Annotated in this window: 11 protein-coding genes and 3 tRNA genes; 8 read left to right on the top strand and 6 right to left on the bottom strand. The window is 65.1% G+C overall.

Annotated features, from left to right (window positions below):
• Positions 1-24: 24 nt before the first annotated feature.
• The 3 genes from dnaG (at position 25) to AC1X6S_RS02795 (ending at position 2,901) form a co-directional block, all read left to right on the top strand.
• Positions 25-1,884 carry a DNA primase gene (gene dnaG, locus AC1X6S_RS02805; protein WP_483404293.1) on the top strand — a complete coding sequence of 620 codons (1,860 nt, stop codon included), beginning with the start codon at positions 25-27 and terminating at the stop codon, positions 1,882-1,884.
• 39 nt (positions 1,885-1,923) lie between these two features.
• Positions 1,924-2,772, top strand: coding sequence for an ATP-binding cassette domain-containing protein (locus AC1X6S_RS02800; RefSeq protein ID WP_483404292.1), 849 nt, complete (start codon positions 1,924-1,926; stop codon positions 2,770-2,772).
• Positions 2,773-2,828: 56 nt separating this feature from the next.
• Positions 2,829-2,901 (top strand) — tRNA-Asn (locus AC1X6S_RS02795).
• A gap of 185 nt (positions 2,902-3,086) precedes the next feature.
• On the opposite strand, the gene def is transcribed toward AC1X6S_RS02795, so the two are convergent.
• Entirely contained in the window at positions 3,087-3,653 is a 567-nt protein-coding gene (gene def / locus AC1X6S_RS02790; protein ID WP_483404291.1) for a peptide deformylase, read from the bottom strand.
• Between the two features lie 45 nt (positions 3,654-3,698).
• On the opposite strand from def, the gene AC1X6S_RS02785 reads away from it, so the two are divergent.
• Complete coding sequence (locus AC1X6S_RS02785) at positions 3,699-4,622, top strand: DMT family transporter (protein ID WP_483404963.1); 924 nt, start codon at positions 3,699-3,701, stop codon at positions 4,620-4,622.
• Between the two features lie 3 nt (positions 4,623-4,625).
• Here AC1X6S_RS02785 and AC1X6S_RS02780 read toward each other — a convergent pair whose 3' ends face one another.
• Positions 4,626-5,897: an RNA polymerase sigma factor gene (locus AC1X6S_RS02780; RefSeq protein WP_483404290.1), complete on the bottom strand. Its 1,272-nt coding sequence runs from the start codon at positions 5,895-5,897 to the stop codon at positions 4,626-4,628.
• Positions 5,879-6,256, bottom strand: a complete 378-nt coding sequence (locus AC1X6S_RS02775) for a YciI family protein (RefSeq protein ID WP_483404289.1) — start codon at positions 6,254-6,256, stop codon at positions 5,879-5,881. Before AC1X6S_RS02775 ends, AC1X6S_RS02780 begins: the two co-directional genes overlap by 19 nt.
• 252 nt (positions 6,257-6,508) lie before the next feature.
• Here AC1X6S_RS02775 and AC1X6S_RS02770 point away from each other — a divergent pair, with 252 nt between their 5' ends.
• Together AC1X6S_RS02770 and AC1X6S_RS02765 are read left to right on the top strand one after the other, a co-directional pair.
• Positions 6,509-7,771 carry a glycosyltransferase gene (locus tag AC1X6S_RS02770; RefSeq protein WP_483404288.1) on the top strand — a complete coding sequence of 421 codons (1,263 nt, stop codon included), beginning with the start codon at positions 6,509-6,511 and terminating at the stop codon, positions 7,769-7,771.
• Positions 7,772-7,780: 9 nt separating this feature from the next.
• Positions 7,781-7,854: transfer RNA gene (locus AC1X6S_RS02765), tRNA-Ile, on the top strand.
• Positions 7,855-7,857: 3 nt separating this feature from the next.
• Here AC1X6S_RS02765 and AC1X6S_RS02760 read toward each other — a convergent pair.
• Positions 7,858-7,980, bottom strand: a complete 123-nt coding sequence (locus AC1X6S_RS02760) for a hypothetical protein (RefSeq protein ID WP_483404287.1) — start codon at positions 7,978-7,980, stop codon at positions 7,858-7,860.
• A 384-nt stretch (positions 7,981-8,364) separates the two neighbouring features.
• On the opposite strand from AC1X6S_RS02760, the gene AC1X6S_RS02755 reads away from it, so the two are divergent.
• A complete protein-coding gene (locus AC1X6S_RS02755; RefSeq protein WP_483404286.1) occupies positions 8,365-9,624 on the top strand; it encodes a low temperature requirement protein A in 1,260 nt (419 codons plus the stop codon).
• On the opposite strand, the gene AC1X6S_RS02750 is transcribed toward AC1X6S_RS02755, so the two are convergent.
• A complete protein-coding gene (locus tag AC1X6S_RS02750) occupies positions 9,625-9,747 on the bottom strand; it encodes a hypothetical protein (protein WP_483404285.1) in 123 nt (40 codons plus the stop codon).
• 13 nt (positions 9,748-9,760) lie between these two features.
• On the opposite strand from AC1X6S_RS02750, the gene AC1X6S_RS02745 reads away from it, so the two are divergent.
• Positions 9,761-9,833: transfer RNA gene (locus tag AC1X6S_RS02745), tRNA-Ile, on the top strand.
• Positions 9,834-10,205: 372 nt separating this feature from the next.
• Here AC1X6S_RS02745 and AC1X6S_RS02740 read toward each other — a convergent pair.
• Positions 10,206-12,761: a phage tail tip lysozyme gene (locus AC1X6S_RS02740; protein ID WP_483404284.1), complete on the bottom strand. Its 2,556-nt coding sequence runs from the start codon at positions 12,759-12,761 to the stop codon at positions 10,206-10,208.
• Positions 12,762-12,774 lie beyond the last annotated feature (13 nt).

Here is a 12,774-nt window from a genome sequence, read left to right as displayed (position 1 = left end):
ATACCCGATCGGTAGGATAGACGGATGGCCGGCCGTATTCGTTCAAGCGACATCGAAGAGGTCAAGTCGCGCACGAACATCGCCGATATCGTCGGTGACCACGTCAGCCTCAAGTCAGCCGGCGTCGGCTCGCTCAAGGGACTCTGCCCGTTCCACGATGAGCGCAGCCCCAGCTTCCACGTGCGCCCGCAGCTCGGTTTCTACCACTGCTTCGGCTGTGGTGAGTCCGGCGACGCCATCTCGTTCCTGCAGAAGATGGACCACGTCAGCTTCGCGGATGCCGTCGAGCGGCTGGCACAGCGGGTCGGCTTCACCCTCACCTACGAAGACGGCGACGGCGCGCCGAGCGACTCCACGAACCGGGCACGGCTGCTGGCCGCAAACGCGGCGGCGGAGGCGTTCTTCCAGGAGCAGCTCACGACGCCAGGAGCAGATCCGGGCCGCCGGTTCCTCGGCGAACGCGGCTTCGACCACATCGCCGCAGCGCGGTTCGGCGTCGGTTTCGCGCCGAAGAGCTGGGACGCCCTGACCAAACACCTTCGTTCCAAGGGTTTCAGCGTCGAGGAGATCACGACGGCCGGGCTCGTCTCCCAGGGCGACCGCGGCGTGTACGACAGGTTCCGTGGTCGGCTGATCTGGCCCATTCGCGATGTCACCGGCCAGACCGTCGGCTTCGGTGCGCGCAAGCTGCTCGACGACGACAAGGGACCCAAGTACCTCAACACGCCTGAGACACCCGTTTACCACAAGGCCCAGGTGCTCTACGGGCTCGATCTCGCCAAGCGTGACGTGTCCCGCAGCCACCGCGTCGTGGTCGTCGAGGGATACACCGACGTCATGGCGTGCCACCTCGCGGGAATCACCACTGCCGTCGCGACCTGTGGCACCTCGTTCGGCGTCGACCACATCAAGACGCTCCGGCGCGTGATGGGCGACGACACAGCGAACGGCGAAGTGATCTTCACCTTCGACCCGGATGCCGCCGGCCAGAAGGCCGCAATGCGCGCGTTCGCCGAAGAGCGCCGCTTCTCTGCCCAGACCTATGTCGCTGTCGCACCCGACGGGCTCGACCCCTGCGACCTGCGGCTCAACCGCGGCGACGACGCGGTGCGGAGGCTCGTCGACAATAAAGAGCCGATGTTCGAGTTCGTGATTCGGCAGACCCTCGCGAGCTTCGACCTCGAAACCGTTGAGGGCAGGGTCGGTGCGCTGCGGGCGTCCGCCCCTGTCATCGCCGACATCCGCGACCCGTCACTTCGGCCCGGGTACACCCGTGTGCTGGCCCGGCACCTCGGCGTCGACCTGCCCGAGGTGCAGGCCGCCGTCTCCCGCGCGTCGCGCGGCGCCCTCGGCACGTCACAGGACAACGGATCGCGCCAGGCCGGAGCCGACGGAGTCGTCGCCGAACGCCCCGCGTCGATCCGCGATCTGCCCCGCGACCCGGCCACACGACTTGAGCGGGATGCGCTGATGGCGATCCTGCAGCATCCGGCCCTCGCGGGGCGCGAGCTCGTCCAGCGGGCCATGCTCACGACCTTTGTGAACCCGACGCTCGCGATCGTCCGGGATGCGATTGCGGCGAGCATGGACGCCTTCGGCACGGATGCCTGGTTCACCCGCGTGACCGAGATGGCGCCAACGCCGATGACGGGCATCGTGCAGCAGCTTGCCGTCGCACCGATTCCGGAGCGATCGGAGCGCGACCTGACCGCGTACGTTCGTGAAATCACCGTCGCCCTCATCGACCGGGAACTGCTCAGGCAGTCCCACGAACTGCTCGGACGACTGCAGCGCGTCGACCCGAAGGAGCGCGAAGGCTACCGCGCCCTCCAGGCGCAACTGATGGCCATCGAGGGCGAACGACGGAGCCTCCGCGAGGGCTAGCGGGTTCGCGATCCACACGCCTTAAGGCAGGATGTAACCATGAGTTCCCCGGCAAACACAGGCGATGCGGCAGTCATCGTCGACGATCTGACCGTCGACTATCCGGCGCACCGGGCAAGCGTGGCGCACCGCGCGGTCGACGGGGTCAGCCTGACTGTTGCCAATGATGAGGTCATCGGAATCATCGGCGAATCGGGGTCGGGCAAGTCGACACTCGCCCGGGTGCTCGCCGGTGACCTGACCGGTGCGCGCGGAACCGATCCGGCCCCGGTGATCTCCGGGGGAGAGGCACGCGTCCTCGGTCACGCGCTTCGCGGCATCCGTCGCAGGGAGCTGGCTCGGCTGACCTTCAACGTCGCGTACCTGCCCCAGGATGCCGCCGCGCGGCTTGCGCCGGAGCTGACCGTCGCCGAGCTCGTCGGAGCGCCGATCCTGGCTCGCGACCGACGGTACGACGCCAAGGCGGTGGGCCTCCGGGTCGCCACGATGCTCGACCAGGTGCAGTTGCCCCTCGCTGTGCTCGACAAGTACCCGTTCGAGCTCTCCAGCGGCCAGCGGCAGCGGGTTGCGATAGCGAGGTCGCTCGTGCTCGCCCCACGCGTGTTGATCGCCGACGAGCCGACCGCCGGCATTGACGTGACGGTACGCGGTTCGATCAGCGAACTCATTGAACGGCTCCGGGTTGAGGGAAGCTTTTCCGCGATCCTCGTCAGCCACGATCTCGCCCTGCTCAGGCACACCACACGGCGGGTCGTTGCGTTGCACGCGGGTCGAATCGTTGGTCTCGCGCCCATCGATGAGCTGTTGGGCGAAGGCGCGCACCCGTTCCTGGCGGGCTTCGCCGAGGCAACCGGGCAGCGCGACGGCGACAAGACTCGCCCGAGGTGACCGTCTCGATTTTGTGTTTCGCAAAGCTTTGGTAAAGTAGCTACGCAACGCAATGATCCTCGATAGCTCAATTGGCAGAGCAATCGGCTGTTAACCGGTAGGTTCTTGGTTCGAGTCCAAGTCGAGGAGCGAAAAGGCCACAAGGGCTCCACCCCTGTGGCCTTTTTTCTTGCCCGGATGCCGGATCGCGGATGCCGGATGCGGGATCCCGGATGGCGGTCGACCGGCTGTCGTATCGGTCGCGATCCTCGGGGCACAAAAAAGGCGCCGTCCGCCAAGTTCCTGCGAGCGGCGCCTTTGTCGAAAGTGCTGGTTCAGGCGTCGAGGTCGTCCACGCCGGGCATCCAGCTCACGCCGGGTACGCCCCAGCCCATCTTTTTCGTGATCTTCGCCACGATCTTGCGGTCGTGGCGGCCGAGGCGGTCGACGTACAGGTATCCGTCGAGATGGTCGTACTCGTGCTGGAGGATCCTCGCGTGCCAGCCGCTGACTCTCAACTCAACCGGGTTCTGCTCGAGGTCGACTCCGGTGAGGATCGCTTCCTCGCCGCGCCGGAGGGGGAATCTCTCGCCGGGGAACGACAGGCATCCCTCTGACTCTTCGTCCTCGTCGGGCTCTCCCGCAGGAGGGGGAGTGATCCACAACTCGGGATTGATCACGACACCGCGCCAGGGCCCGACCTCGTCGGTGTCGTAGCCGTACACGAACAGACGCAGGGGAACACCGACCTGCGGCGCCGCGAGTCCGACGCCGGGAGCGGCATCCATCGTCTCGAACATGTCCCTGACGAGCTGCCGAAGTGAGTCATCGAAAACCGTCACGGGTTCGGCGGGGGAGTGCAGGGCGGGGTCACCGGTGATACGGATGGGGAGAATGGCCATTCGTTGAGCCTAACCAAGAGCCGCCCGTTGTAGGCTCACAACGTGATGTTTGCGAACAACGACTTCAGCGACCTGACGAGCGAGTTTGTTCGCAACCCGAGCCAGCTCATCGGCATCCCGCTCGCCATCGTCGGCGCAGTCTTCATGTCGCTCGGTGCGCAGTTCCAGCACCGCGGTGTGACCAAGGTCGAATCGTCGAGCGGTGTCGATGCGACCACCGGACTCAACTTCAGCCAGCTGAAGCTTCTGCTCACCCGACCGTCATGGGTTCTCGGGACACTCATGCTCGGGTTCGCCATTGCGTTCCAGCTCAGCGCTCTTGCCTTTTCGCCGCTGATCCTCGTTCAGCCGCTCGGCGCCATCGCCCTCGTGATCACCGCGATTCTCAACGCGCGCATTTACAAGATGAGCCTCAACCGCCCGAGTGTGATTGCGATCTCCGCCTGTGTGGCCGGCGTCGCTCTGTTTGTGACGATCGCGGCGCTCGTCGGCGGTGAGAAGCCGGTGTCCAACGTCGATCTCATCACGATCCTCATCATGCTCGGTGTGGTGCTCATCCTCCTGACGCTCGGGTTCCTGTTCTTCCGCAAGCGCGCCAAGGCGCTGTTCTACATCCTCGCCGCGGGAATCATCTACGGTTTCGTCGCGACGCTCGCGAAAGTCGTCATCAACCGCATAGTTCACGAGAACTTCGACTGGCTGACCGTCCTGTGTGTCGTCGGCCTTCTCGTTGCCGCTGGCCTCGGCGCGTACTTCGTGCAGACCGCGTACTCTTCTGGGCCGCCTGACCTCGTCATCGCCGGGCTCACCGTCGTCGACCCAATGGTCGCCGTCGCGATCGGCATCGTCGTCCTCGACGAGGCAAGCGGCGCGCCGCTCTGGGCCGTTATCGGGTTTGCCGTCGCCGGTGCAATCGCGGTCTGGGGAGTGTTCCAGCTGGCCAGGCACCACCCGCAGGTGCAGGCGTAGATTTCAGTCACCGGATGCCTCATCGGCGCGGACCTCGTCGGCGCGGACCGCATCAGCGCGGTCGCGAAGCCACGCACGGGTGGGTTGGTCCGTCGTGAGTGAGATCGCCCTCTCGTAGGCGGCGATCGCTTCCGAACCCCGACCGGCCTGGGCGAGAAGGTGGGCCCGAACGGCCCACGCGGGCTGGAACCGCGAAACGCCAGCCTCCGCGATCGCGTCGAGAGCGTCGAGGCCCGCCGTCGGTCCGTCATCCTGGCCGATGACCGCGGCGAGTGCGACCCGGGCTCCGAGCGTTGGCGCGACGGTCACGAGGGCTTCGGAGAGGGTGCGAAGTGCGCGCAGGTCGGTCGTGCCCGTGCTGGCCCTCGCGCAGTGCACCGACTGGATCGCCGCTTCAATCTGGAAGCGCCCGGGTGCGCCGAGCCTGTGCGCCCGCGACAGGTATGCCTCACCACGGGCGATTGCGGCGGCATCCCACACCGCGGTGTCCTGCTCGTCAAGCGGCACCAGGGTCCCGTCCGGGAGGGTCCGCGCTCCCGTGCGCGAGATGCTCAACCAGAGCAGGGCTGCGAGGCCGAGCGCCTCCGGTTCGTCCGGGAGGAGCTCGGCGAGGATCTCCGCGAGATTCACCGCTTCAGTCGAGAGCGAACCCCTGATGGTGGTTCCCGAGACGACTTGCCAGTCGATCGCGTAGGCGCCGTAGATGGCCTCGAGCACCGCGGGGAGCCGTCCGGCCATCTCCGAGCGGTCGGGTACACGAAACGGGATCCCGGCATCCCGGATGCGACGTTTGGCACGAACGAGGCGCTGAGCCATTGTGTGGCGCGGGGTGGCGTATGCGCCCGCAACACGCTCGGCGTCGAGGCCGAGAACCGTCTGAAGCATGAGCGGTGTGCGGATGGCGGGGTCGATGGCCGGATGCGCACAGGTAAAGAGGAGCGCCAGTCGTTTGTCCGGGATCGCGTCGAGGTCAACGTCGTCCGAACTGTCCTCGGCAGTGTCGGCGCTCTCAAGCGGGACAGACCTCCGCTGGGCGGCTGAGTGAAAGTGGTCCCGCAGCCTGTTGCGTGCGACCTGGAAGATCCAGCCCTCGGGGTTCCTCGGCACCCCGGTATCCGGCCAGTTGAGTAGCGCCCTCTCCAGTGCGTCGGCGAGCGCGTCTTCCGCGGCGAAGATGTCCCCGCTTCGTGCCGCGAGGAGCGCGAGCAGTCGCCCGTGGGAATCCCGGGCGACCTGCTCGGCCACCTCTGCGACCGTCAGGCCGCGTTCTGCCACTGCCCCTCCGCGAAGTACAGGGCGGTGGGTCGGACCTCGATCACACCGTACTGGGCGGCCGGGCACTTTTCGGCCCAGGCGATGGCGGCATCCAGATCGGCGACATCGATGACGAAAACGCCGTTGAGCTTTTCGCGCGTATCCGCAAACGGTCCGTCCTGCACCTGCAGCTCGCCGTTGCGGAGGGTGACAGTCGTGGAGGACGCGACCGGCTGGAGGATATCGACGCCGATGAGTGCGCCGGCATCCGAGAGGGACTTTGCGTAGGCGTCGAATGCGGCCATTGCCGGTTCCATGTCCGCCTCGGTGATGCCGACGTCGGCCGGCTCAGGGTTGTGCAGGAGAAGTGCGTATCGCATGGTCTTACCTTTCTGCTGGGTGGTCAGGCTAACGCCGCAGCTGGCGTGCCGCTACAGAGATGACGATCCAGCGGGGCGCCAATCGACAGGAACACCCTCCCGGTGTCGGCGGCATGCCCAGCGGCACGCCAGCCATGTCCGGCAACACGCGCTGGGTGCCCGATAGTATGAGAGCGATTGATCCCCGGCGGCCCCCGCCAGAGGATGTGGTCGGGGTGATCATCTCCGGCCGATGACGGAGGAATCCCCACAGTGCCAGAATCAGTTCACTCGACAAACGCCGGGTCAACCGACCAGCCCCACGACGATAGCCGTCCGCTCCGAATCATCATCGGGGCGGACACCTTTGCTCCCGACGTCAATGGCGCTGCCCGGTTCTCTGAGCGCCTCGCCGCCGGCATGGTTGCGCGCGGACACGAGGTCCACGTGGTTGCTCCAGCCGCGTCCAGGAAGCACGGCACGTGGACGGAGACCCACGAGGGTCAGCAGATGGTCGTCCACCGGGTCAAGAGCTGGCGTTGGTATCCGCACGACTGGCTGCGGTTCGCTCTCCCGTGGCGTCTGAACAAAGACGCCGCACAGATCATCGACGCCGTTAAGCCCGATGTCATTCACTCTCAGTCATACGCCCTCGTCGGGCGCGGGTTGTCGAACCAGGGCGCCAAGCGTGGCATCCGGATCATCGCCACCAACCACCTGATGCCCGAGAACGCTCTCGAGTTCACGTTGTTGCCTCATCGCTTCCGTGAGTCGCTCGTGCGCTGGGCCTGGAAGCTGGCCCGCGGCAACCTCCTCCTGGCTGAAGAGGTCACGACGCCAACGCGCCGGGCGGCGGACTTCCTGGAGAAGTACACCGGCCTGACCGGGGTTCACGCGATCTCCTGTGGAATCGACGCGCAGATGTACACGCCGAGTTTCGAGCCACGGACCGAGAACCGCATTGTGTTCGTCGGCCGGGTCACCGGCGAGAAGCAGATCGACGTTCTGATCAAAGCCTTCGCGACTCTCGACCCCGCACTCGATGCGAAACTCGAGATCGTCGGCGGGGGAGACCAGAAGCGCAACCTCGAGACGCTGACAACATCGCTGGGGCTCGATGACCGGGTCATCTTCACCGGTTATGTGAGTGACGAGGAACTGCGTGAAACCTACACCCGCGCAACGTTGCTCGCGATGCCGTCGATTGCGGAACTGCAGAGCATCGTGACGATGGAGGCCATGGCATCCGCGCTTCCGGTTGTCGCGGCGAATGCGATGGCGCTGCCGCACCTCGTGCACAACGATGTCAATGGCTACCTGTTCGAACCGGGTAACGTTTCGGAGCTCGCGGCGCGGTTGACGGATGTCCTCACCGCGTCACCCGAGAAGATGACGTCGATGAAGCGCGAATCGTTGCGCATGATCAAGGCGCACGACATCCAGCGCACGCTCTCGACGTTCGAGAGCATGTATCGTGGACAGTCGGTGACCGACCCGGTCACCGAGGCGATTCCCATCCAGGTGTCAGACAACTAGACACCATCAGGGGCGGTAGCTCAGCTGGTTAGAGCAGCGGACTCATAATCCGTCGGTCACGGGTTCAAGTCCCGTCCGCCCTACTATCACGCGCTGATCGGCGCCACCTCGCTGATCGTTGTCCTCGGGGCGCACCCGCGACGCAACCTCCGGTCCAGGCTCTCGGCGAGGTCGAAACGATCCCTGCCGGAATCTGTCGTCGCGAACACGACCGGATTCTAACTCCGACCGACGCGACAGAGGGGGTCCTGTTGGTGCTCGGGCTCGGCAGGGTCTGGTTGCCGGAACGGCACGCGAGTAACGTCGGCGGCGGCGATGGCAGCACTGATCGATCGATCGATCGGACAACGTGGCCGGCCGGAGTGATGCATTGGCGGGCCGTCCAGTGAAGGAGAACGTGTTGGCTGTTCCTGACCCAATCGGCCGTCCGCGTGCGGCGATTAGTTCCCATGACGCTCGGACGAGGTTCTACCTGAGCTCGGTGGTGACCGAGGCTGGCACAGCGTGAGAACCCTCTCTTGCCGCCGATGTGTTCGGTCCAGCCGGGTAGATTTTGCTAGGACGGTAACCCCAGCTGTGCCACAGTATCTCGCATGACTACCGCCCGGCCCCAGTCGTCAGGTCCACTGAACCACCGTCTGCGCCGCATGACGGCGCGCGACCCCGACCAGGTGCACCGCGGGGCCACTCCGCTTGAGCTTCTGTTCGACCTCACCTTTGTTGTGGCATTCGGCCAGGCCGCCGACCAGTTGGCACACTACCTCGCAGAGGGCCATGTGTTGTCCGCGCTCACCGGCTTCGTGTTGTCGATGCTCGCCGTGTGCTGGGCGTGGATCGGGTTCAGTTGGATGGCGTCGGGCTACGATACCGACGACTGGTTTTTCAGGATCATGACCATGGTGCAGATGGTCGGCGTGCTCGTACTCGCGCTGGGTATTCCGGCCTTCTTCGTCTCCATCGATGAGGGCGAGCCGTTGGAGAGCGGCATCATGGTGGCCGGTTACGTGGTCATGCGCATTGCCGTGGTCGCCCAGTGGGTGCGCGCGGCATGGCAGGACGCCGCCCACCGCGCCGCGAATATCGCGAACGCCGCAGTGGTCCTCGTCTCGTCACTGGCGTGGGTAATGTTCTACCTCCTGCGCACCATGCCTTCGTCCATTGTCGTCCTGGTGCTGGTCGTCGCGGTAGTGACAGACTTCGGCGGCCCCTTTGCCGTCGACAGGAGATTCGGCGGCAAAGGCTGGCACGCGGCTCATATCGCGGAGCGCCACGGGCTGCTCGTGATCATCGCTCTTGGCGAGGCGATTTTCGGTACGATCGCTTCGGTATCGGCCATCGTGCAGCACGACGAGTGGACGTCGGAGGCCGTGCTCATCGTGGTCGCTGGCACTGGCTTGACCTTCGGACTCTGGTGGTCATACTTCACCCTTCCCTCAGCGCAGGTGCTCGCCGTACGGCGCTCCCGCGCGGCGCTGTGGGGTTACGCACACATCCTGGTCTTCACGTCAATCGCCGCGGTCGGTGCAGGGCTGCATGTTGCCGCGTATGTCATCGAGGGACACGCGCGGATCAGCGCCGTTGGCGCAGTAGCGTCGGTGGCGGTGCCCGTGCTGGTGTTTCTCCTGGTCATCTTCGCACTCAACGCCTTTTTAGTGCGAGCTCTCGACCCGTTCCACCTTGTGCTTCTCGCGGGAATGGTCATAACTCTCGCGTTATCACTCATCGTTGTTTGGGCCGGGGCAAGCATAGGGACGGGCCTGATGATCGTCATGGTCGCACCGCTTGTCGGCGTCGTCGGATACGAGACCGTGGGGTCAAAGCACGAGGAGCAGGTGTTGGCGCGTCTTGATTGACTAGAGGGAGGCCATCAAGGCGCACGACATCCAGCGCACGCTGTCGACGTTCGAGAGCATGTATCGTGGACAGTCGGTGACCGACCCGGTCACCGAGGCGATTCCCATCCAGGTGTCAGACAACTAGACACCATCAGGGGCGGTAGCTCAGCTGGTTAGAGCAGCGGACTCATAATCCGTCGGTCACGGGTTCAAGTCCGTCCGCTCTACTGAGTTCCGGTTAATCGGAACTGGCCCACGGGTAGACCGCGCAACACGTCTTCGTCGCCACTCCACTCGCGCCGAGCGGAGAGACAGCCGAACGCAGGTGGCGTGGGGCTACTTCATGCTGAGCGACGAGGGCGTCTCGTGGGGCGCACCGTGCTCGCGCTCTGCCTCGGAATGGCGTCTATCGATCGCAGCTAGGGTAATTAGCGCCGTTACATACATCGAATGAGTTGTCGTCGCGTTGACGTAGCCCTCTGACTGCGCTGCTGGTCTCGACGTCATTCCCTCCGTTCGCACCCATGCAAGTCAGGATTCGTTTGGGGCGCGGGCATGGATGGATTTCTAACACCGGGCAGGTCGCTCGCAATCCATGGTCAACCCGCGGCGCGATGAGCTTGCAGCGCCCTTTGGGCAAGCCTTCGGCGTTCCGCGAATACGGCCTGCACAGCGGGATGCGTTCGAGCAAGACGCGACTTGCGGTCGGGTGCGATGATGCTGCCGGGCCTCTCGAAGCTATAGACGACCTCATCGCACGCCTCGTCAAGTGAGACATTGATTGTTCGAAGTATTGCGTCGACCCCGGCATACGACCCTCGTAGTTCCGCCACGAGGTAGTTGACCTGCGCATCCATGTCGAACAGGATTGCACCGCCGAGCACGATCCCCTGATAACTGTGCTGAAACAAGCCCGCCCGTCGGTCGCGAGAGGTCCACTGGGCCAAGCCCACCCCTGGTAGGGCCGGCCCCCGACGCTGTGGTTCCCGGAGCATGACATCCTCGGGCGTGAAGTCGACGACAGTGCCGGAGACGTCCCGTGTCCGCAGCGGGGTTTCGGGTCGACTGCCTTCCAGTCGGCTCGGAATGATCCCCGACTCGGCCCATAGGTTTCCCACGAGCCCTGCCGCACCGTTGACGGGATATCCGTAACGTGTGACCAGCAGCCCCAGCACATAGCGTGCGCGCTGCTCGACCGGCAGCTGGCTCCAGTCCTGGCCCTGACTTGGGGTTGGCGAAGACGCGCCTGGAGGGGCCGCGGGCGGGTACGCACGAGGAGGCAACGGGGTGTTGCCGCGGCCGATTGCGGCGGCGAGGGCCATCTTCGTGTGTTGCCCAACGACGCCATCCGGGATGAGGAGGTTGCTGGCCTGGAAAGACTTGACGGCGTGTTCTGTGCGAGAGCCGAAGTCGCCATCAGCGGCGAGCGGGTGGCCGAGACTTGTGAGGACGCGCTGAAGTGCCGCCACGGCGGGCCCCCTGCTGCCCCGGCGCAGAGGCGGTCCCATCGCGAGCGTAGCCACGCCGATGAGTCGTGACGGCAGTTCCGTGGTACCCGTTTCAGCGGCGAGTAGTTGCTCCAGCATTTCGGAACCGTCAGTGACTTCGTTGGTGCGATTCCAGGGGGTGAAATGTTCCCGATCCTCCTCGGCTGGGCTGAGAGTCTCCCACTCCTCTTCGCCGATAGCTGCAACTTTGTCCAGCCCACCCGACTCCTCGAGGGACTCGTCGCTGCGAGCCCACCCGTCCGCCGGGCGCCATTCTCCGAACATCGATTGCTCACCGAATGGGATCCCGGCACGAGTCTCATCCGTGCCCCCCGTGATACTGCTGGAGGGGAGCGCGCTCACCCGTTCGTCTGACCAAGGTACAGTCCCGTCGCCTCCTTGTTCCCGCAGTGACGGCGCGATGTCGAGGTGGAAGTGGAGGACCAACGGCCCGTGCCAGTTGAGGTTCGTGCCGTCTGGTCGCGTTTGCCCGACGAACACAACGTGTCGCAGACCGGTTCGTCGGTTCACCGCCGCTGCCACCGCGTAATCGTTATACAGCACCCGCCAAGTTGCCCCGACCGAGGCCGCAGCCGCATCCAAGGCGAGCAGCATGGCGACGGCACGGTCTCTCGCGTAGAAGCCACGGTCATCGAGCGGACCTCCAATGGTCAGATCGAGGGAGAAGCCGCGGTTCTTGAATTTCCCGCCACCGTGGCCGGGATAGTTGCTGGCGCTGGTGGCCGGGGAACGTGACCACAGCTCACGCATGAGGCGGTTTGCCAACGGCTGCACCGGAGGAACGTTCCGCCCGGCGCGCTCGAGCGGCTCGAGACGATCGATACTGGCTGGCGGCAGGAATGACTCTATGGAGAGATAGCGACCTCCCGCGCCCAGAGTCTCGAAGTCCACTTCCTCGCGACGGCCGACCATCCAGCCCCGGGCGCTGACAGCGAGCCGCGCCGTACTTCCCTGGCTCCTGGCGCGGCCTGCAGAAGCGTGGATGGTTGCGGCGAAATCCTGCTCAAGCGCTCCGACGGCGGTCAATGCGAGGGCGCGCTTTGAGGGCTCCGATCCGGTCCGCTGACGAATCCGATCGGCGGTACAGCCTGCGAGGCGTTCGGCGAACTCTCGAATCGCGGCGATTCCGCCGAAATCAGAGGGGTCACGCGAGAGACGAGATTCTGCTGCGTCGTCGAGCACGGGAACCTGAACGCAGGCGGTCGGCACCGGGATGTCGATGGCGCGAGAAGGCGCGGATGGTGTCGGAGGCGCCGGCGGAGGGATGGATGGTGTCGGAGGCGCTGGCGGATGGACGGCCACGCGGTCGAACTGGGCCCACGTCTTCGGTCCGAGCTTTCCATCGTGGTCGCGGAGGACGCCGGGGAACACCCGTTGCTGGAATGACAGGATCGCACGTTCCGTCGCCTGGCCGAAGATGCAGTCCGCAACAAGCGGGGCGTCCGAAATGCCCACTCGACCGGCGGCAATTTCCGCAACGTGGAACGCGTTGATCCGGCGTTGCGCATCCCGCACGGCAGGGTGCATCGTGCCCCGTATTAATAAAGCAGGGCGCATTGACGCTGTGACGACGACGTCAGCGCATGGCCCTGGCGCCGACTCCGGCTCGGCGGATGAGGCGTTGGAGACGGTTGTCGTATGGAACATGATGGACTTCTTT

It is taken from the genome of Mycetocola sp. Y442, from assembly GCF_056898615.1.
This window is presented reverse-complemented; position numbering and strand designations above follow the sequence as displayed.